This window comes from Gammaproteobacteria bacterium, from assembly GCA_015709695.1.
GTDB lineage: Bacteria > Pseudomonadota > Gammaproteobacteria > Steroidobacterales.
On sequence record CP054183.1, the window covers coordinates 1,628,677 to 1,648,711 of the forward strand.

At 63.8% G+C, this 20,035-nt stretch carries 17 protein-coding genes; 7 read left to right on the top strand and 10 right to left on the bottom strand.

Features of this window, described 5'->3' with window-relative positions:
- Nucleotides 1-13 precede the first annotated feature (13 nt).
- Together HRU81_07690 and HRU81_07695 are read right to left on the bottom strand one after the other, a co-directional pair.
- Complete coding sequence (locus HRU81_07690) at nt 14-1,699, bottom strand: glutamine--tRNA ligase/YqeY domain fusion protein (protein ID QOJ31982.1); 1,686 nt, start codon at nt 1,697-1,699, stop codon at nt 14-16.
- A gap of 245 nt (nt 1,700-1,944) precedes the next feature.
- Nucleotides 1,945-2,844, bottom strand: a complete 900-nt coding sequence (locus tag HRU81_07695; GenBank protein QOJ31983.1) for a hypothetical protein — start codon at nt 2,842-2,844, stop codon at nt 1,945-1,947.
- 445 nt (nt 2,845-3,289) lie between these two features.
- Here HRU81_07695 and HRU81_07700 point away from each other — a divergent pair, with 445 nt between their 5' ends.
- Entirely contained in the window at nt 3,290-5,836 is a 2,547-nt protein-coding gene (locus HRU81_07700) for a TonB-dependent receptor (GenBank protein QOJ31984.1), read from the top strand.
- A gap of 288 nt (nt 5,837-6,124) precedes the next feature.
- The gene (locus tag HRU81_07705) at nt 6,125-6,520 is read left to right on the top strand and encodes a hypothetical protein (GenBank protein QOJ31985.1); all 396 of its coding nucleotides are present in this window, start codon (nt 6,125-6,127) and stop codon (nt 6,518-6,520) included.
- A 183-nt stretch (nt 6,521-6,703) separates the two neighbouring features.
- Here HRU81_07705 and HRU81_07710 read toward each other — a convergent pair whose 3' ends face one another.
- From HRU81_07710 to HRU81_07725, 4 genes are all read right to left on the bottom strand, one after another.
- A complete protein-coding gene (locus HRU81_07710) occupies nt 6,704-8,176 on the bottom strand; it encodes a dihydroorotase family protein (GenBank protein ID QOJ31986.1) in 1,473 nt (490 codons plus the stop codon).
- An 81-nt stretch (nt 8,177-8,257) separates the two neighbouring features.
- Nucleotides 8,258-8,554 (bottom strand): type II toxin-antitoxin system RelE/ParE family toxin, encoded by a 297-nt coding sequence (locus tag HRU81_07715; protein QOJ31987.1) that lies wholly within the window; start codon nt 8,552-8,554, stop codon nt 8,258-8,260.
- Nucleotides 8,536-8,826, bottom strand: coding sequence for a hypothetical protein (locus HRU81_07720; protein ID QOJ31988.1), 291 nt, complete (start codon nt 8,824-8,826; stop codon nt 8,536-8,538). The genes HRU81_07715 and HRU81_07720 overlap by 19 nt, the downstream gene beginning before the upstream one ends.
- Before the next feature lie 55 nt (nt 8,827-8,881).
- Nucleotides 8,882-9,628 carry a serine protease gene (locus HRU81_07725; GenBank protein ID QOJ31989.1) on the bottom strand — a complete coding sequence of 249 codons (747 nt, stop codon included), beginning with the start codon at nt 9,626-9,628 and terminating at the stop codon, nt 8,882-8,884.
- Between the two features lie 51 nt (nt 9,629-9,679).
- Here HRU81_07725 and HRU81_07730 point away from each other — a divergent pair, with 51 nt between their 5' ends.
- From HRU81_07730 to HRU81_07750, 5 genes are all read left to right on the top strand, one after another.
- Nucleotides 9,680-10,657 (top strand): GDP-L-fucose synthase, encoded by a 978-nt coding sequence (locus HRU81_07730; protein ID QOJ31990.1) that lies wholly within the window; start codon nt 9,680-9,682, stop codon nt 10,655-10,657.
- A 95-nt stretch (nt 10,658-10,752) separates the two neighbouring features.
- The gene (locus HRU81_07735) at nt 10,753-11,973 is read left to right on the top strand and encodes a delta-aminolevulinic acid dehydratase (protein QOJ33340.1); all 1,221 of its coding nucleotides are present in this window, start codon (nt 10,753-10,755) and stop codon (nt 11,971-11,973) included.
- Between the two features lie 20 nt (nt 11,974-11,993).
- Nucleotides 11,994-13,016 carry a DUF354 domain-containing protein gene (locus tag HRU81_07740; protein ID QOJ31991.1) on the top strand — a complete coding sequence of 341 codons (1,023 nt, stop codon included), beginning with the start codon at nt 11,994-11,996 and terminating at the stop codon, nt 13,014-13,016.
- A 27-nt stretch (nt 13,017-13,043) separates the two neighbouring features.
- Nucleotides 13,044-13,976: a hypothetical protein gene (locus HRU81_07745; GenBank protein ID QOJ31992.1), complete on the top strand. Its 933-nt coding sequence runs from the start codon at nt 13,044-13,046 to the stop codon at nt 13,974-13,976.
- Between the two features lie 8 nt (nt 13,977-13,984).
- Entirely contained in the window at nt 13,985-14,884 is a 900-nt protein-coding gene (locus tag HRU81_07750) for a hypothetical protein (protein ID QOJ31993.1), read from the top strand.
- On the opposite strand, the gene HRU81_07755 is transcribed toward HRU81_07750, so the two are convergent.
- From HRU81_07755 to HRU81_07770, 4 genes are read right to left on the bottom strand one after another with little or no spacing between them, the layout of a single operon-like run.
- Nucleotides 14,885-15,988 carry a glycosyltransferase family 4 protein gene (locus tag HRU81_07755; protein QOJ31994.1) on the bottom strand — a complete coding sequence of 368 codons (1,104 nt, stop codon included), beginning with the start codon at nt 15,986-15,988 and terminating at the stop codon, nt 14,885-14,887.
- Complete coding sequence (locus tag HRU81_07760; protein ID QOJ31995.1) at nt 15,985-17,124, bottom strand: glycosyltransferase; 1,140 nt, start codon at nt 17,122-17,124, stop codon at nt 15,985-15,987. Before HRU81_07760 ends, HRU81_07755 begins: the two co-directional genes overlap by 4 nt.
- A gap of 53 nt (nt 17,125-17,177) precedes the next feature.
- Nucleotides 17,178-18,932 carry a right-handed parallel beta-helix repeat-containing protein gene (locus HRU81_07765; protein QOJ31996.1) on the bottom strand — a complete coding sequence of 585 codons (1,755 nt, stop codon included), beginning with the start codon at nt 18,930-18,932 and terminating at the stop codon, nt 17,178-17,180.
- On the bottom strand, nt 18,929-20,035 hold the full coding sequence (locus tag HRU81_07770) for a glycosyltransferase family 4 protein (protein ID QOJ31997.1): 1,107 nt from the start codon (nt 20,033-20,035) through the stop codon (nt 18,929-18,931). The genes HRU81_07765 and HRU81_07770 overlap by 4 nt, the downstream gene beginning before the upstream one ends.

Sequence of the window (20,035 nt, forward strand, 5' to 3'; positions counted from 1 at the left end):
CATCCTGGCCGTATCAGGCCTTTGCCTTCGCCCAGCTGTCGCGCAGCGTCACCACGCGGTTGAACACCGGCTGGCCGGGCCGGGAATCCACCCGGTCGGCGACGAAGTAACCGAGCCGCTCGAACTGGTACCAGGCACCCGCCTGCGCCTGCGCCAGCGAGGGCTCGAGCCAGCAGCCGGCGCGGCGCTCCAGCGAGGCGGGATTGAGGAAGTCCTTGAAGTCCCGGCCGGCGGCGTCGGCATCCGGCCGCTCCACGCTGAACAGCCGGTCGTAGAGCCGCAGCTCGGCGGCCAGCGCCGCGTGGGCCGCCACCCAGTGGATGGTGCCCTTCACCTTGCGCTCGGCCTGCGGGCCGCTGCCGCTGCGGGTGTCGGCATCGTAGCTGCAGCGTAGCTCGACGATGTTTCCCGACGCATCCTTCACCACCTCGTCGCAGCGGATGATGTAGGCATTGCGCAGTCGCACCTCGCCGCCCGGGCGCAGGCGGAAGAACTTCTTCGGCGGGTCCTCCATGAAGTCCCCGCGCTCGATCCACAGCTCGCGGCCGAAGGGCAGCTCGCGGCTGCCGAGCTCGGGACGCTCCGGGTGGCTAGCCGCGGGCAGCGTCTCGAACCGGTCGGCCGGATAGTTGGTCAGCACCACCTTCAGCGGGTCCAGCACGGCCATGGCGCGCGGCGCGCGGACGTTGAGGTCGTCGCGCACGCAGCTCTCGAGCAGCTCCATTTCGATCTGGTGGTCCTTCTTGGTGACGCCGACGCGACTGCAGAAGTCCCGCAGCGCCTCCGGCGGATAGCCGCGCCGGCGCATGCCGAGCAGCGTCGGCAGGCGCGGGTCGTCCCAGCCGGCCACCAGCCCGCGCTCGACGAGTTCGGCGAGCTTGCGCTTGCTGGTGACGGTGTAGGCGACGTTCAGCCGCGAGAACTCGTACTGGCGCGGGCGCGCGGGCAGGTCCAGCTGGTCGAGGATCCACTCGTAGAGCGGCCGGTGGTCCTCGAACTCCAGCGTGCAGATGGAATGCGTGATGCCCTCCAGCGCGTCGGAGATCGTGTGCGCGAAGTCGTACATCGGGTAGATGCACCAGGCATCGCCGGTGCGCTGGTGCTGCGCGCGGCGGATGCGGTAGAGCGTCGGGTCGCGCAGGTTCATGTTCGGCGAGGCCATGTCGATCTTCGCCCGCAGCACGTACTGGCCGTCGGCGAACTCGCCGGCGCGCATGCGCCTGAAGAGCTCGAGGTTCTCGGCCACCGGGCGCTCGCGGTCCGGGCTCGGCCAGCCGGGCTCGGTGAGCGTGCCGCGGTATTCGCGGATCTGTTCGGCGGAAAGCCCGTCGACGTAGGCCTTGCCGGCGCGGATCAGCTGCACCGCGCAGTCGTGGAAGGCCTCGAAGTAATCCGAGGCGTGGGTGAGGCGCCCGCCCCAGTCGAAGCCCAGCCAGCGCACGCCCTCGACGATGGCATCGACGTAGTGCTGCTCTTCCCGGATGGGGTTGGTGTCGTCCATGCGCAGGTAGCACTGGCCGGCGAACTCCGCGGCGATGCCGAAGTTCAGGCAGATGCTCTTGGCATGGCCGATGTGCAGGTAGCCATTGGGCTCGGGCGGGAAGCGCGTGACGACCGCCTTGTGCCGCCCGCTGGCGAGGTCGTCGGCGACGATCTGGCGAATGAAATCCCTGCCGCCAGGGTCAGCTGCTGCCGTCATGGATGCGGATACGTCCCAACAAAAAAGGTGTCAAAAAAGGTGTCAGACTTATTTTAAGAGGTGTCATATTTTAAAAGGTGTCCGGAAAAGGTGTCCGGAAAAGGTGTCAGACTTATTTTCGCCCCGCCGGGCCAGGGGCCCTTTCCAGATCAAAGCGAAAATAAGTCTGACACCTTTTCCGGACACCTTTTCCGGACACCTTTTCCGCCTTTTCCGACAAAAATAAGTCTGACACCTTTTTTCCGCTATCCGCGCCTGGCCCTGCGCCACCACCCGATGCTGCCCAGCGCGGTCAGCAAAAGGGGCAGGGTCGCGGGTACCGGGACGACGGCCACGCTGTAGTCGACGCCCGAGGACGAGCTGACGCTGAACGCGATCGGGTTGCCATTCGCATCGGTCACGCTGGTGATGCCGCCCCAGGCCACGGTGTTCGAATAATCCCCGCTGCCCACCGCGCTGGCTATCGCCCCGCACGCCCCCCAGCCAGCACCACACTCCCGGAAACCAAAGGCCGCGCTGGCGCTGGCCTGCAGGTCGAGGTTGTACTGGATACCGGTCACTCCACCCAGCGAGGCCGAGAAGCTGACCGGGATCACCAGCGGCAGCGGCTCGCTGATGCTGACCTCCGGATAGGGACCGGAACGCCCATGGATCTCGCGCCCGGTGACGAAGCCGCTGATCCCGGTTCCCCCCACGCTGGCGGCGACACGACCGAAGATGTCGTAATACAGCGAATTGGCATCCTGCAGATGCCACAAGGACACCATGGAGCCGGAGACCAGCAAGCGCCCATTGATGGTCACGGTCTGGCCCAGGAGCGAGGTGTCGACGGGCAGGATGGTGATCTGGTCGAAGAACGAGGCCGCACCGTGGACCGAATTGTTCTCGCTGATGCCACTCGGCTGCGAGACAACGCTGGCCGAGCTCCAGACACCCGTCTTCAGCAGGCCGGGCAGTGCCGAACCCCAGACCGCCGTCTGGCCACCCAGGGTCTCGTTCATGCTCACCAGCGCACCCGCGGGATCCTGGACATGGGTGCCACCGATCGATGCAGATCCAGTCTGCGAGTTGCTGACGTTCAGCTCGTAGTACACATCGGTCCAGGTCGCCGCCTGGGCGGACTGCATCATCTGGATCGAAACCATGGCGACTGCCGTGATGGCAGCGGAAAGCCCGCGGATAAGCATTCTTGTTCTCCAGGTCAGGGCAATGCGCTCGTGCAGCATCGATGTCCAGTGTACACAACGGCGGCCTGCACCAGCCCTGTCCACAGCAAAAACATGACCCTTTTGTCACGCGCAGGGGAAAAGGTGCCCGGAAAAGGTGTCAGGAAAAGGTGTCAGACTTATTTTCGCCCCGCCGGGCCAGGGGCCCTTTCCAGATCAGAGCGAAAATAAGTCTGACACCTTTTCCTGACACCTTTTCCCCCCTCTTCTCTGTCGCGGCGCGACCACAAATCAGGCTGGCACGCAATCAGTATTTGACCTTACCTCGCACAGATATTAGCGTTAGCGGCGTTTCTGCGGCGGGGGAAGGGCGTGCAGGCATCCCCGGCAGCTGTATCAAAAACTGGACAGGGGGAGGTTCAGCATGTTTTCCAGGCACCGTTCACCGGGCGTCTTCGCCCGCCCGTGGCTCAGGCCGCTAGCCGTCGCCGGCCTGGCCGTCATGGCCACCGCACCGGCGCTGGCCGCGGACACCATCGACGAGATCGTGGTCACCGTCCGGCAACGCGCCGAGTCCGTGAAGGATGTGCCGGGCAGCGTCGACGTGCTGACCAGCAAGGCCATCGAGGACGCGGGAGTGGAGCGCGCCCGCGACTTCATCGCCCTGACCCCGGGCGTATCCATCGTCAACGCCGCGGAAGTGGCCGACAGCCAGGTCAACATCCGCGGCATCAACGGCGCGCGCGACGCCGAGACCAACTACGCGCTGGTCATCGACGGCATCCTCATGACCAACCCCGCGGCGCTGAACCGCGAGTACACCAACCTGCAGCAGATCGAGGTGCTCAAGGGCCCGCAGGGCGCCATCTACGGGCGCAACGCCGCGGCCGGCGCCTTCGTCATCACCACGAAGAAGCCGGGCGACACCCTCTCCGGCAACGTCAAGGCGAGCGCCGCCCAGGACGACACCTACGTGCTCTCCGGCAACGTCGGCGGCCCGCTCAGCGACTCGCTGCGCTGGAGCCTCGAGGCCGATTACCGCGACAGCAACGGCTACTACAAGAACAAGGACACCGGCAACACCTACTCGCGTGAGTACTACCCGGATCCAGGCTGCGACGACTGCGTGGACTTCTTCGAGGGCTGGGACGTCGCCGGGCGCCTGATCTGGGACCTCAACGCCGACGCGAGCCTGGATACCAAGATCCGCTACGGCGAGGTCGACGCCGGCTCCATCAGCTTCAACTCGGTGTTCCAGCTGCCGGTACCGGTGCAGTTCGGCTTCGACAAGGCGTTCTACGAGAACGTCAACGACCACCCCTTCGGCTTCAACCCCAACGTCAAGCCGTACAATGACCAGCAGTCCTTCGAGCTCTCCAGCAAGCTCGACTACGACCTCGGCTGGGCGGACCTGACCGCCTGGGGCCTGTACAGCGACATCGACAACGACCTCGGCTCCGAGGGCACCAGCGGCGCCTTCGGCTTCTTCTGGGGCGAGGCGCGCTGCCAGGCCTCCACCGCCGCCCTGCAGGGCTTCCCGGTCAACCCGCCGCAGGCCATCGGACCCACGCCCGCCACCTCCATCTTCGGCGCCTACACGCCGACGACCTGCGACGGCACCCAGTACCAGCAGCGCGACCAGAAGGACTACTCCTTCGAGGTCCGCCTCGCCTCCAAGTCCGACCAGCGGCTGCGCTGGCTGGGCGGGCTGTACTACCTGAACATCGACCGCGAGGTCGCCGTCAACACCGGGCTCGACACCGGCACCGGCGTGGCGAAGACGGCCTACACCGCCGGCCCCGACAACCCGACCCAGCAGCTGCTGCACGACCAGTTCAAGACCGATGTGTACGCGGTGTTCGGCCAGCTGGCCTACGACGTCACCGACACCATCGAGGCCTCGCTGGCCCTGCGCTATGACCGCGAGGAGCGCGAGGTGCACAACAAGGTGCCCACCGGCGCCACCACCTCCTACATCGACACCTGCCTCGACGGCGCCGGCATCGACCCGATCAACCCCGGCCTCTGCGGCGGCGCCAGCATCCCCGACAAGGACAAGACCTTCGAGCAGCTGGAGCCGAAGCTCGCCGTCACCTGGGATGCCAGCGAGGCGATCACCGGCTTCGCCAGCATCGGCGTCGGCTTCAAGAGCGGCGGCTTCAACAGCCAGGGCTCCAAGGCCACCATCGACGCCTTCATCAACAACGCGGTGGTCGCCGCCTTCCCCGGCTTCTGCGGCGACAACAGCCCCTGCACGCCAGTGAACATCGCCGACGACTACAAGAAGGAAACCTCGGTGGCCTTCGAGATCGGCGCCAAGGGCACCTGGCTCGACAACCGGCTGCGCGCCAATGCCGCCTACTACTACACCACCGTGGACGACATGCAGTTCTTCGAGTTCTACGTCGGGCCTTTCGGCCTGCTGCGCGTGGTCTCCAACATCGACGAGGTCAACCTCTACGGCGTCGAGGCCAGCGTCAACTGGATCGCCACGGACTGGCTGGAACTCTACGCCGGGGCCAACATCACCCACAGCAACATCGAGCAGAACAGCGTGCGCCCGGACACCGTGGGCAACGAGTCGCCCTACACGCCGGACTGGACCGGCAACCTCGGCGCCCGCTTCACCTGGCCGATCGCCGGCTCGGGCCTCGACTTCATCGCCAACGTCGACGTGCGCGCCGTGGGCGACACCTGGTTCCACACCGTCCAGGACCAGAGTCGCCCGACGCTGTTCTCGCTGTTCGGCTTCGGCTACGGCCAGTACGCACCCACCGAGCGCGACGCCTACACCCTGGTCGACGCCCGGATTGGCGTCCAGGGCGAGCACTGGTCGCTGGTGGCCTTCGGCAAGAACGTCTTCGACGAGGACTACATCGAGGAAGCCATCCCGGCCCCCGAGTTCGGCGGCACCTTCACCCACGTCGGCACCCAGAGCCGGTTCGGGCTCGAGGCCACCTACAAGTTCTGAGCCGGGCTGTGGCCTGGTCGACCGAGGGGGCCCCGCCAGGGGCCCCCTTTTTCATTGCCGCCGGCGGCCGCGCCCGTCCTGGCGCCCATTCTGTGAAAACCCCGGCCGTGCGCTGCAGTGAAGCCGGAGCTTTGTCACAAAACCCCCTCCCCGTCCTTGTCTTTTCCCGCCGGCGTCATCAATATTCATCCCAGCAGACCCGGTCTGCGAGCCAAGCAGAAAGTGCCGGCAACGGCCGATTACTCCAGGCTCGACACACAGAAAAAAGCCAGTCCGTCCGAGGCCCCCATGTGCCAGGTTTCCGACCGTTTCTTCTCCGCCGTCCGCACCCTCTCCGGTGACGGCCCGATCAAGCAGCGCCTCGCCAGCGCCTACAAGGAACATCTCGAGGACCTGCGCGACGAGCAGATCCCGGACAGCATCCGCCAGAAGTTCGATTCGCTGCGCCAGGCGCTGACCGCCGTCGGCCCGGCCAACGGCGAGAGCGCCGTGCACGCCTCGGTGCGCAAGATGTCGGCCGTGGATGCCCAGCGCTATACCACCAGCATCCTGCTGATGCTGGCCGAGCTGGTACGGGTGAAGGGCAACGGCGAACGCCTCGCCTTCGTCAAGCCCGGCCGCCCGGCGATCGCCGAGGAATCAGCCATCCCCGGCGTCATCCAGCTGCACAACCAGGCGCGCTAGAAAAAGGTGTCAGACTTATTTAAAGAGGCGTCAAAAAAAGGTGCCTGACATATTTTAGAAAAGGTGCCTGACATATTTTTCATCAAGAAATATGTCAGGCACCTTTTCTAAAATATGTCAGGCACCTTTTTTTGACGCCTCTTTAAATAAGTCTGACACCTTTTTAGTCTGACACCTTTTTCCTCAGTACGGCCGGCTGAGGTACTTCCCGGACGCCTTGCCGACGACCTTGCCGCCGTCGTACACGCGCTGGCCGCGCAGGAAGGTGGTCTTGACCGCTGCCGTCAGCTCCATGCCCTCGAAGGGCGTATAGCCCTGCTCGGACTCGGAGTCCGCCGAGCGCACCGTCCAGGTCTCGTTCGGCTCGAGGATGGCGAGATCCGCATCCAGCCCCGGCGCGATGTCGCCCTTGCTCGCCAGGCCAAAGCGCCGGGCGGCGTTGTAACTGGTCAGCTTCGCCATCTGGTTGTAGCTCAGCCCGCGGCGGCGGCCCTCGGTGACCAGCGCAGGCAGCAGGTACTCGGTGCCACCGAAGCCGGACTTCGCCAGCCAGATGTCCTTGGGCTTGCGCGGGTCGGTCTTCATCTCGTGCTTGCAGCAGGCGTGGTCGCTGCACACCCAGTCGATGTCGCCCTCGATCAGGCTCTCCCAGAGGAACTCCACGTCCGGCCGCGGGCGGATCGGCGGATTCACCTTGGCGAGCGGGCCGCAGGGCGACTCGGTGTCGAGCATCAGGTGGCCGATGGTGACCTCGCGGCGGAAATTGATGTGCGGGAACACCGCCGCCATCTGCAGCGCCGCCACCACCGCCTTGCGCGAGGTCAGGTGCAGCAGGTTGATGTTCGGCAGGTCGGTCTCGTTGGCGAGGTAGGAGGCGATGAAGATCGCCAGCCCCTCGGAATGCGGCGGCCGCCCGGCGCTGTAGGCCGCCAGCCCCTTCAGCGTGCCCTCCTCCTCCACCATCTTCGTGTAGGCGGACATGATCTCGGCGGTCTCGCAGTGCAGGCTGAGCGAGATGTCATCGGCCTTGTCCGGGTACTTCTCCATGGCCTTCCTGATGCCGCGCATGACGAACTCGAAGTGCGCGATGTCGTACTTCTCGTCCTTGCCGATCATGAGGAACTCGGCCTGGTTCTGCGACCGGCCGTGCAGCCCGTGGCTGCCGTAGAACATGAAGATCTTGAAGGAGGTGACGCCGAAGTCGTTCACCAGCATCGGGATCTCGCGGATGTGCTGCCGGCTCATCGGCGCCAGGTGGTAGGCATAGTCCACGTGGAACTTGCCCTCGGAGATGTCAAGCACCTCCGGGAAGAAGCGCTTGTAGGGGCCGCCCTTGTTCAGGTAGTAGCCGCCGGTGCGCATGTAGTTCAGGCTCGAGGTCACGCCGCCCTGGGCCGCCGCGCGGCTCTCGGTCACCGCATCCTCGCCGAGCGGCGAATAGATGCCGGTGTGCATGTGCGGATCCACCAGGCCGGGGAAGGCCAGGCGGTTCTTCGCGTCGAACACCTCGCGGGCGCTCGCCGCCGGGATGCCCGGGGCGATCTTCGCGAACTTGCCCTTGCTGATGGCGATGTCCGCATCCTCCACCATGGCCGCATTCGGCCGCACGACGCGCACGTTCCTGATCAGCAGATCGAATTCTTTCTTGTCGGCCATGGGAGCTTCCTCGGCGGGGTTTCAGCAGGCGGCAAAGGATACCGGGAATGGGCGCGCCGGCCAATGACCCCGGCGCAGGGATCAGCTTTCCGGAAAGCCTGCTTCGCGCTGATGGCGCACGGCAAGGACGAGCACAACATCCCCTGCGGGCAGCCAGCGGTACTTGGCGACATAGCCATACCGGCCACGCGACAGTACCAGCTCCCGGCGCCCGTCCTCGGCCTCATGACCGAGAAGCGGGTGGTCGGCCAGCAGTTCCATGGCCTGGCGCACACTCAGCATCCGGGCACGGGCCCGTCGCGGATCGTGTTCGGCGAGAAAGTCGAACAGCCGCTCGAGATCGGCAAGCGCCTCCGGCGCTATTTCGACCCGCGCCAACGGCGTGCCCGCGGTCGGCGGGCCTTTGCCCCGGCCGCCCGTGCTTCCAGGTAATCGAAGGCGGCATCGAGGGGGATGGCCTTGCCGGTCGCGAGCGCCCGCGCCTCCGCCCGGGCCGCATCGGCCGCAAACCGGGCGCGAAGCTCCAGCCGCGCCGCCTCACGCTCCAGCGCATCGACCATGAACGCGTGGGGGGTCTTCCTTGCGCTGGCTGCCAAGCCCTCGATGCGGCGCTTCAAGTCATCGGGAAGCTTGAGGCTGGTTGCAGCCATGGCACGAGCATCCGGATCCAGGGTAGTCAGAATGTACTACTTGCCGCCCCCACGGTCAACGCGCCAGCTCCGCCACATGCCCCTCGATGAAGCCCCTCGCCGCGGCGACATCGGTATACAGGCTGACCCCGCCGCCCATGGCGCAGAGGTCGCCCGCCACCCGGCTGGCGATGCCTGCCAGCACCCAGCTGCCATCCGCCCGGCGCAGCAGCAGCGGCCCGCCGCTGTCGCCGCCGCAGGGCCCGGAGGCGCGGTCGATGAAGATGAACCGCGAGTCCTCGCGGCGCAGGTCGTCGAGCTCCACCTCGGATTCCACCAGCCGCTGCGAATACCCGAGCCCGGTCGCCCGCCGGCCCCAGCCGGCGATCGCCGCCAGGGCCTTCTCGCGCAGCAGGGCCGCGGCATCGGCTGCCGTCGCCGGCTGCACCACCGGGCCCGCCACCGGCTCCGCCAGGCGCAGCAGGCCGATGTCCCAGGTCCCGGCCCTGGCGTCGTAGCGCGGGTGCTGGATGGCCTCGGCCACGGCGACAACGCGCGCCTGGCTGCGGTCACTGCTCCCCACCCGGACCTCCGAGCCGGTCGAGGTGCAATGCGCCGCGGTCAGCACCCAGCGCGGGGCGATCAGCTGCGCGGTGCACACCCCGCCCGAGGACGGGCTCACCAGCGCCACCGCCCAGGGGTAGCGCGCGGCGAAGCGCGCATCGCCGACGATGGTGCCATTGACGATGGCGAACGCCGGCGCGACCGCGAGCAGGCAGGCACAGAGCAAAGCCGCGACGGCGGCACAGCGACGACAAGCCATAGCCGGTAATATTAGCCGACGCCCGCCGGGGCGATGGAGGACGGGGACAGGATGGTGACGCAGACCGCAGCCGACAGCCCTCACGACGAACCCGTGTTCGTCGCCGGGCACCAGGGCCTCGTCGGCCGGGCGCTGGTGCGCCGGCTGCAGGCACTCGGCCAGCGCAGGCTGCTGCTGCGCGGCCGCGCCGAACTCGACCTCACCGACCAGGCCGCCGTGCACGCCTTCTTCCAGCGCGAGCGCCCTGCCGTGGTCTACCTCGCCGCCGCGCTCGTCGGCGGCATCCAGGCCAACAGCCGCTTCCCCGCCGAGTTCATCCACCAAAACCTGGCCATCGCCACCCACGTCATCGACGCCGCCCACCGCAGCGGCTGCCGCCGCCTGCTGTTCCTCGGCAGCTCCTGCATCTACCCGCGGCTCGCGCCCCAGCCCATCGCCGAGGACGCCCTCCTCACCGGCCCGCTGGAACCGAGCAACGAGCCCTACGCCATCGCCAAGATCGCCGGCATGCGCCTCTGTGACGCCTACAACCGCCAGTACGGCACCGACTACCGCAGCGTCATGCCCACCAACCTCTACGGCCCGCACGACAACTTCAACCTCGAGACCAGCCACGTCCTGCCCGCGCTGCTGCGCAAGTTCCACGAGGCGCGCGAATCCGGCGCCGCGGAAGTCGAGGTCTGGGGCAGCGGCCAGCCGCGGCGCGAGTTCCTGCACGTCGACGACATGGCCGACGCCTGCGTGTACCTGATGAGCCTGCCGCGGGACCGCTTCGCCGCCGTCACCACGCCCGCCGCCTCGCACATCAACATCGGCACCGGCGAGGACATCGCCATCGCCGAGCTCGCCGAACTGGTGCGCGAGGTGGTCGGCTACCGGGGCCGCATCCGTTTCAACCCCGATTACCCCGACGGCACGCCGCGCAAGCTGCTGGACGTGAGCCGGCTGCGCTCGCTCGGCTGGCAGGCGCGGATTCCGCTGCGGGAGGGGGTGGCGGGGACTTATGGGTGGTACCGGGAGAACTGCTGACCTCCGGCTCCCATGCCTGTCCTCATCATGAGCAGACACCCAGAACCACAAGTGGCTTACGGTTCCTGCCGGTCCCACGGGAATTGCCTCGGGGGCTGCCGATGATTGCTGACAGCTTCTCCCGCCTGAGGGCCTATTGCGAGACTGAAGATTACCGGGGCTGGGATCCGTACGATGGCCTGAACTCAGCCATATTTCAGGCCACCCCCCTGAAGCATTGGGACATCGCCAGACTGGTGCTGATCCAGCTCTGCAAGCGCTCACCCGTGAACCTGCGGCCCTTGCTGAGGGTTCCAAAGCAGCACAATGCGAAGGGCATCGGACTGTTCCTCAGCGGCTATTGCAACCTCTACAAGCTCGTCCGCAATGGCGATACCAGCTTTGGTTCGCAGGACGAGCTGCGAGGCCGGATCGAGACCGTGGCAGAGCTGCTGCTCGGCTTGCAGAGCAAGGGTTACTCTGGTGCGTGCTGGGGCTACAACTTCGACTGGCAGGCACGGCGCCTGTTCTTCTTTCCGGCACACACCCCCACCGTGGTGGCGACCAGCTTCTGTGCCACGGCCCTGTTCTCCGCGTACGAGGCAACGGGAAACTCGCGCTACCTTGAGACCGCCTTGTCGTCAGGCCAGTTTGTCCTGCGCGATCTCAATCGCCGACCCTGTGACAACGGGTTTCTGTTGTCGTACAGCCCGATGAAGGAAAACGATTCCGTCTATAACGCGTCACTCCTCGGGGCCAAGCTGCTGAGTTTTTGCTATCACCATACGGCGGACGATGTATTCCGGGATACAGCACGGCAGATTGTCTCTGCTGTCTGTGCCGGGCAGGGCGACGATGGCTCGTGGATCTACGGCCTGCTTCCGGCCCAGTCGTGGATCGACAGCTTTCATACCGGATACAACCTCGACGGGATTGCCCATTACATGAGGCTGTGCGATGACCCCAGCTTCGCCACCAACCTGGAAGAGGGACTGGATTTCTATATCAGGAATTTTTTCCTTGCGGATGGCACTCCGAAGTATTACCACAACCGCACCTATCCCATTGACATTCATTGCCCAGGACAGCTTCTCGTGACCGCGCATGTCCTTGGCCAGTGGCCGTACATGGCGGAGACCTGCCGCAAGGTGCTGGCCTGGACGATCAGGAACATGCAGGACGAGAGGGGCTACTTCTATTATCAGCTGAAGGAAGGCATCAGCTCGAAGCTGTCCTACATGCGCTGGAGCAATGCATTCATGTTCAATGCACTCAGTCACTACTTTCTTGCGGAATCAGCCGTGCCCTCCGGCACTCGTTCTGCCGCCAGCCACTAGCTCGCCTCCAATCTGTCCGCATGAAGGTCTGGATCGACTTGTCCAACAGCCCGCATGTGGCCTTCATGCGTCCCTTCGTACGCAGGTTCAACGAGGATGGCGTCGCCTATGTAATCACCGCGCGAGACTATGGCAATACCATTGACCTGCTTGCTGCCGAGGGCTGGGACTTCCATGTTGTGGGTGGGCATGGGGGAAAGCGATTCTTCGGCAAATTGCTCGCATTCCCTTCCCGTGTATGGTCCCTCGCGCGCTTCCTGCAAACTCATGGTCCCAGCGTCGCATTCTCGCAGAGTTCCTTCTACTCACCGCTGGTAGCGCGTCTTCTGGGAATTCCCTTCGTGTACACCAACGACAACGAGTACGCCAAAGGCAACCTGTTCGGCCGCCTGCCTGGCGGAGTGGCCATTTACCCTGCTTCCCTGCGCCACAGCCGGCCTGCGCGCTGGTTCCTCGGGCGGAACTCCCTGTTCTTCGATGGCGTAAAAGAAGGCATTTACCTTTCCCGGATGCCGATTGCCGGGTCGAAAGCGCACGCGAACCGGGTATTCTTCTATCGCCCGGAGCCCTGGCAAGCGCAGTACCATGACGCCGATCCCGCGTTTTCCCTGGAGATTATCCGGGCCATGCAGGCACTTGGCGATGTCAAGGTCGTCTGCAGGGACCATCGCCAGCGCGCCTACTACCATGAGAAGTTCGCCGATAACAGGAACGTGACGGTTGTCGAAACAGTGGTCACCCTCGATGATATCGTGCAGCATGCGTCCGCCTTTGTTGGCTCGGGCGGAACAATGTGCCGGGAACTCGCTCTGCTTGGCGTGCCAACGGTATCGCTGTACACAGGGGCCCTATTGTCGGTCGACCGGACCCTCATCGAGGCTGGCTTGATGCTTCATACCCGAGATCCCATCGAGATGCAGGGCTTCCTGCGCAGCCCTGACCTGCAGGCCGGCCACAGGCAGTCGGCCGAGAACATGCTGAGGCTCGGCGCTGCCGCCTTTGATGAACTGTGCAGCAGGGTCTATGCGCTCGGCAAACGCTGAACATGGCCGCATTCCCGGTGGGCTAGCTTGAGCAAGAAAAGGGCGCTGATTGTCGGTTTTGGCCGCATGGGCCTGTCTCATGCGGCCCTGATGTCCGGCCTGCTCGGGCCGGACAATGTCGAGTTTTCCGTTTCCGACCCCGGTTTCTTTTCAAGGCTGGTCGCCCGGTCCTTGATCAAGGACCTGCGGTTCGTCCGCCTGAAGACTCTGCAACGCCACCGGGATCTGCTGCATTCCTTCGATTACATCCTGCTGACTGCCCCTCCGTTCCTGCGTTCGGAGTTCCTGGAATTGCTTGCAGACTTTCGGGGTCGGGTATTTGTTGAGAAGCCGGTCTTCTGCCATCTCTCCGCCAACCAGATGTCGGGCTATGTCCTTCAGCATGCTCCCCTGAACCCGGTGCTGCGCGACCGATTGCGCGGCCTGCCGATCAGCGAAGTTACCGCACGCCTGGTAACCAATGCATCGTTTGAAAGCATCAAGAGCGGCTGGCGATCCAAGTCATTCGGCTCTGTCCTCCATGAATTTGGTGGCCACGTCCTGTCCCTTGTTGGCGCTTCATGGCCCGACGACAATATTTTCCGGAGCCACATCAACGACATTCAGCTTGAAATTGCCAGACACTCGCGGGACGAGGTCCGGTTTGCCTTCACGGAAGCAGCCGTGCGTTACTCCATCGAGCTGCTTGCCAATCGTCAGGATGTGCGCAAGGCCTCGTATGACATACAGGTCCGCACCGCCCACGGCGACGTCCATTACGATCTCTACTCGATCAGATCCACCATTCCAGGATTCGACGCGACATCCATTCCAGAGCTGGGCATCAGCGTGGACTTCTATCTCCGCGGATTCGAGTTCACACGCCAGATGACGGCCTTCCTCGACGGGACGATGGATATCCTGTCGAGCGAGCAGATCGCCAACATGGAGCAATTGCTTCTTGCAGTTGAGCGTCATTGAAAATCCTATTGGGTGACAATCCGTTCTTTGGGGTCAACCACAGGCTTGGCTCGAAGGCGCTGGATGATGAAAGCGAACGTTTCGATACGGCTGCGCTGGTCATAGCGGCGGCTCAGACACACGGCATCCGCTCGCTGATGTTGTCCACGCACCCCGGGTATGACCGGCTGCTAACAACGGCCGTCCGCGCCCTGGCGGAACCCCATGCATTCGAGATTGCGCCGGTGGTGCCCTATCCGCACACGATCAACAACATCATCGCGCAGGATGGTTATTCGGGCTTCCTGAAGCGCCTGGGGTTTCGTGACATCGCCGCAGTGACAGCCGATGCGCTCAGGCTCACCGGCTTTTCCCGGCGTCGCGGCAAAGCGGCACTCGAGAGAGCGTTCCGGCTGATCATCGACGTCGAGCTCGACTGCATCCGCAAAACCGGCTTCGCGGTCCGCCATGTCTGCCTGCACAATATCCTCACAGACCTGCTGCTCGCCTTCGGGCGCTTCGAGATGCTCCAGGGCTTCATCAACGCCTGCTCACGCCTTGGCTTGCGAGCCGTCCTGATCTCGCAGAACCCCGCTGCACTGTTGTCCGCGCCGTTGACGGGGCCATTGGTGGCGTGCTTCTCCTACAACAAGCTCGGATATATGGTCAATCCTTCTATCGAGAGGGTCGTCGACGCCATAGCCACGTCAGACAGGTCGAACTGGGAAATGTGGGCAATGCAGATCCTCGCCGGCGGTGGCATCACCCCCGAAGCCGCCATGCAGGATGACGTGCTACGTCACTTCGACGCGGTTCTCTATGCAACGACAAAGCCAGAACGAATCGGACAATTAATCGACGTGGTCAAATCCAGCGGCCTTGTCGCAAACCCGCGTCAGACCGTTGCCTCGCCGCCAGGCGACGGCTAATCAGCGCTTCGGCATACGCGGTACCAGCGCCTGCAGGAAGACTTCCCGCAATCGGGCGGCAACCACCTCGGTATCATGCTTTTCGACAACCTCGCGGTAACCCGCCTCCGCCAGCCGCTCACATTCGAGATCGTCACGCAGGAGACGGCACATGGCTTGGGCAATGCCGCCGATATCTCCTGGCTCCACCATGCGGCCACTGACGCCATCCGTGACAATACTCGGTACCCCTCCTACAGGCGTCGCAATAACCGGCAACCGGCTCGCCATCGCTTCCAGAATCACGTTGGGCACCCCCTCTGTATAGCTTGGCAGAATGAGCAGGCGGGATGAGTGCAACAGGTGCAGGCGCTGCGCACCCTCGACCCAACCCAGGACACGCATTGACGAGTCCAGGCCGCGCTCGACAATCTGCGTGCGCAATTTGTCCACTTCCTTCGGGCCTGCAAACACAAGCGTCGCGTCCGGGAACTCCTGCAAGACCAGCGGCATCGCCGCGACCAGGTCATAGACGCCTTTGGCAGGCACGATCCACCCCAGATAGAGAATCTGGCGACGTGAACGTGGCGCCCTGTTTGCTTCGACCGCATAGCACCGCGTATTGACCGGGTTTCCGACAACAACCATTTTCTCCTGGGGAAACACACCTGCGAACGAATCCCGCTGCAGGTCAGAAAGGAAGATGATCCTGAGGCTCCAGCGAGCAAAGCGGCGTATCAGGGACTGCCGCCATACCGGTCCGGCAGCATAGAACTCGCGAAAGTGGGCGGGATGGATATGCATGATCTGCGGAATGCGCAGCAGACGAGCTGTGAGCAGATAGCAGGCCTTGCGGTAGAAGCTCAATCCGCTGGAAACGTGCACGACGAGCAGGTCTGGCCTGCCAATGACCATGCGACCAACAAATGCCAGGTAGCGCCATGATGAGTAGGCCAGGCGGGACAATCTTCCGGCTTCCGTACAGGAAGCGAAGTGATGGCAGTCGAATTCCGACCACAGGCTACTGCTCCGGTAGTTGTTGATTACAGCCGCGATCCCTCCTTGCGCCTTTCTGCCAGGACCCACCATCACGATCCGCAGCTTACGGTCCGCGCTGCTGGTCATGACCCGCCCACACCATCGACGCTGCGCCTGTTCAATAGCGTGCCGTACAGCAGTTCATGGCGGGCAATGCAGGTATCCAGTCCATACCTTTTCTCTATAGCGGTCCGTCCGCTGCGCCCCATCTTCTCGTGCAAGGATCCGTCGTTCAGCAATCGCATGATCCTCTCGGCCGCAATCCCGACGTCGTTTCTGGCAACGAGATAGCCCTCCACACCGTCGTGCAGGATCTCGACAGTGCCGCCATCTTCGGTGGCGACGACAGGCACGCCGCAGGCCATCGCCTCCATGACCGCGTTGGGTAATCCCTCGGAAATGACTCGGTAATTGGTAAACAGACAGGCCACGTCCAGGATTCCGGTCAGCACATCGATATCCCGGCGATATCCGGTGAACACCACGTTCCGCGCCAGTCCCAGCTCCAGGCACCGGGCCTCCAGCGAGGCCCGGTTCGGACCGTCCCCGATGACCAGGAAGCCGACTTCCGGCTGCTGCTGCAGCACCCGGAGTGCGACCTGCAGGAACGCCTCGTGGTCCTTGAAGCCGGAAAGGGTAGCTACCATGCCGATCAGTTTCGTGAATCGGCCTAGATGCAGGTCCTCACGCAGCTGTGCGATATGGTCGGGCTGCGACGCAAAGCGCCGCAGGTCCAGGCCATTCGGAATGACGTGGAAGTTGGCCCGCCAGTGGCGAAAGCGATTATCGAATCCCGCGGCTGAATTCGACAGCAAGGCATCCGCACCGTATGCCTGAACGACCCGGCACAGGCGGTAAGTCAGGCCAATATCGCGGCTGTCGCGAATGGCCGATGCGACGATGGGCACACCGGCCAACCGTGCAGCAATGACGCCAAAAGTGCTGGCGAGGTTCAGGTAAGTATGAATCAGCTGGATGTGCCGGGAACGAATCAGCTTGACCAGGGACAGGATAGGCCCGGCCACGTCAAAGCGCCCTGAGCGGCGCAATACCTCCAGCCTGACATGAGGCAGTTCTGCAACCTGCCCGTAGAATCCCTCCTGGGTGGCTGTTTCAGGCCCAATGAATACCGCTACCGTCATCTCATAACGGGCCGGATCCAGACCCCGCACCAGTTGCACCAGCTGCCGCTCCGCTCCGCCCGTATACAGCGAAGCCGACACGAACAGCAGCCGGATCCGATCAGGTGGGACAGATGTGACCGAGACAGTACCCGTCAACGGTCGCCCCCTCCAGCTGCCTTCTCCAGCAGCTGCCCGGCACCGACGCTCGCGCCTTCTCCGGACGTTACCAGGCCAGGTACCTCCAGCGGCCTGCCGGCACCAATGGCCGGGCTGCCTGGCAGCAGGCCGAAGTCATGCTGGTCCGGATCCCGAAACCTTGGGTCGGCCACCTGATTGTCCCGGACAAGATCGCCACGCACGGCATGCAGCTCGGCGGCATCTTCCGACCACTGCTTCCGATAGAGGACCCGCACCGGCCGGTCCGGGTTGTACATCAGGTTGTTGCTGATCTCCTGCGGCCCGACAGACGCGTCCGGCGCAACGGCAAAGCAGGCATCCTTTCGCGTCGGCACCGTTGCCCGCCCGCAGTCGACCATGATGTTGTTGACGATGCGATGACCTGAAGACATGCCGGCCACACCAGGTATGAACTGCACGGCCACGTCCGCCATATTCACCATGGTGTTGTTCGCTACCAGGTTGTCGCGACTCCAGACATAAGGCTGCAAGCTGAAGCACTGACCTGTCGGGTAGCTCTTTGCCTTGCTGTTGCTGGTGTTGTAGCAGATGTTGTCAACGAAGTAGTTATTGTTGCCGTTGATCTGCGCTGCAACGGAGAAATCATGCATGACGTTGCGATACACAAGGTTGTCCCGCACAGAATCCGGCCTGAGACCGTCGACGCCGAACGGCCGGCAGTAGTCGAAGTAGCTGCTGTCCGGACCACAATGGAATTCGTTATCGAACAACCTGTTGCGCCTGACGCCCGGGGAATCCGGCCAGTGCGCATCCAGGTAAACGCCATTGTGCGACCATGCCACGAAGCGGTTCCGGTAGATGCGCGAGTCCTGCACCCCTGCCACGAAGTGCACACCCTCGCCTGACACATGTGGTTCGTAGCCGACCATGCCCCAGCGAATGCCGCTGTCGATCAGGTTGTCGTGGATCTCCAGGCGACTGATCGGCGTCGCGAATGATTGCGCACGTATCCCGGTAGCGCTGTCCAGGCCAATGACCGAATTGCGGACTTCGATGTCCGAAGAGGCCCCCCTGATCTCTACGGCACCCAGGCTGCCGCCCTCGATCGCAAGGCCGTCAATGATGATGTGCTGCTGGTCCTCGATGTAGACCGGAAACCGGGAGTCACGCTTGTCGAACTGCTGCATCCCCGCGATGCTGGTGTAGATGCGCGCGGGATTACCGCGTGGCGAACACACGAGCAGCGTTGTGTCATGGTGAAACCACTCGATGACCTGGGAACCGTGTCTCTCGCACAGGTCCAGCTCGGTCCGCGCCTTGCCGAAGGCACGACGCTGGTCCAGCAGCAGCACCTCTGGATCCCCACTGCGGAATTCCCTGGTGCTGAATGCCCATACATCCCCGCGAATGCGCTTCCAGCGTTCCGGGTTCAGCCCCTCGCGCAGGGTGTTTTCTATCCTTATCCGGGGCCGCGGGCCCTGTCCATAGGCACCGATGAGCACGGGTTGTGTCGCCGATGCATGGCTCGGCCCGACGATCTTTATCGGACTTCCTGACAGCGTCCCGGCCTTCTGGAGGTAGCGATTGCCGCCGGTGAACTGCCGTATGTGGCTCCAGTCGCAGTACGGATCATCGATGGAACCGGAGCCCGGGCAGGCTGCATGGCGGGACGGATCCACGTGAATGTCCGCAGCCAGCGTTGCCCTGCAGCCCGTGATGCCGGCCAGTAGCGCCAGCAGCCCTGCGCCGATTGCCGTCGTCTGCCTCATGACGGCTTGCCCAAGCTTTCGATCAGGACCCTGTACTTCTCCTCGACAGCCCCTGGACCGAAGTGCGCGGCAAAGTAGTCCTGGATCGGCCCCGGCGGGAACGCACCCGGCCGCGTGCTTACCCCAACAGCAGCCTCCAGTTCCCCTTCGTTCTTCACGACGGTGCCGAGACCGCCGCCGGCAATCATGCCATCGGGGTCGACATAGGAAACAATGGGAATACCCCGCCGCATGGCCTGCAGGAAGACGTTCGGAAAACCCTCCCTCTCGGAAGTACTGACGAGCGTCCGGCAGCGATCGAAGTGGTCCTCGACACTGGCTGGTGGCTGGAAACCCAGAACTCGTAGATTACTGATGCCAGCGGCAGCCGCTTTAACACGACCATACAGGGCAGCCTCGCCCGCAGCCGGCGGGCCGATCATGGTAAAGCGGAGGTCCGGCAAGCGACGAGCAAGTTCAACAAACATCAGCGGACGCTTGAAGGATGCGAGGCGCCCCACCCACAGAATCTCTGTGCGGTCGGCCTCCGGCAGCGACCGGGATCCGGTACCAAGGAAATTTGGGATCAGCACCGCCTCACGGCCGTAGTGAGTTTGCAGCAATTCCTTCTGAGTTCCATTCTGAACCACGATTACATCCGCTCGCTGCATCCCATATCGGAATAACCAGCGATCGCGTGCGAGGCGTGGACACTCGCGACCAGGCATAAAATCCGAGTCATGCGCTGCTGCATAAACAAAATGCAGCGGCTGGAATCGCCTGAGCAATGCCAGCAACGCCGGCATGTAGCCGGCCGCTCGGCTGTAATAGATATCCGCCCCCGAGCGACGAAGCGCACGCCAGATGCTGGTCATTCGCGGATGCAGGAAACGCAACCCAGGCACCCCAGCCGAGGGCCTGTAGGCCTTATAAACCACGCAGCCATCGATGATCTCACCATCAGGCTGGCCATGGTCCTCGGTCACGAAGCTGACCTCGTGACCCATGCGCTGAAGAAGGCGGGCAATCTGCAGCTGCTGCATCTCCGCGCCCCCCACCTGCTCGATACCCGTGCCGCCGTGGAGCACCGGGTAGATGGTCATGGAAACGAAGCAGATGCGCAT

What these genes read in the sequence shown, in the direction of transcription:
- HRU81_07690 (QOJ31982.1), bottom strand. Translation starts at nt 1,699, where the DNA reads ATGACGGCAGCAGCTGACCCTGGCGGCAGGGATTTCATTCGCCAGATC.
- HRU81_07695 (QOJ31983.1), bottom strand. Translation starts at nt 2,844, where the DNA reads ATGGTTTCGATCCAGATGATGCAGTCCGCCCAGGCGGCGACCTGGACC.
- HRU81_07700 (QOJ31984.1), top strand. Translation starts at nt 3,290, where the DNA reads ATGTTTTCCAGGCACCGTTCACCGGGCGTCTTCGCCCGCCCGTGGCTC.
- HRU81_07705 (QOJ31985.1), top strand. Translation starts at nt 6,125, where the DNA reads ATGTGCCAGGTTTCCGACCGTTTCTTCTCCGCCGTCCGCACCCTCTCC.
- HRU81_07710 (QOJ31986.1), bottom strand. Translation starts at nt 8,176, where the DNA reads ATGGCCGACAAGAAAGAATTCGATCTGCTGATCAGGAACGTGCGCGTC.
- HRU81_07720 (QOJ31988.1), bottom strand. Translation starts at nt 8,826, where the DNA reads ATGGCTGCAACCAGCCTCAAGCTTCCCGATGACTTGAAGCGCCGCATC.
- HRU81_07725 (QOJ31989.1), bottom strand. Translation starts at nt 9,628, where the DNA reads ATGGCTTGTCGTCGCTGTGCCGCCGTCGCGGCTTTGCTCTGTGCCTGC.
- HRU81_07730 (QOJ31990.1), top strand. Translation starts at nt 9,680, where the DNA reads ATGGTGACGCAGACCGCAGCCGACAGCCCTCACGACGAACCCGTGTTC.
- HRU81_07740 (QOJ31991.1), top strand. Translation starts at nt 11,994, where the DNA reads ATGAAGGTCTGGATCGACTTGTCCAACAGCCCGCATGTGGCCTTCATG.
- HRU81_07755 (QOJ31994.1), bottom strand. Translation starts at nt 15,988, where the DNA reads ATGACCAGCAGCGCGGACCGTAAGCTGCGGATCGTGATGGTGGGTCCT.
- HRU81_07765 (QOJ31996.1), bottom strand. Translation starts at nt 18,932, where the DNA reads ATGAGGCAGACGACGGCAATCGGCGCAGGGCTGCTGGCGCTACTGGCC.
- HRU81_07770 (QOJ31997.1), bottom strand. Translation starts at nt 20,035, where the DNA reads ATGCGCATCTGCTTCGTTTCCATGACCATCTACCCGGTGCTCCACGGC.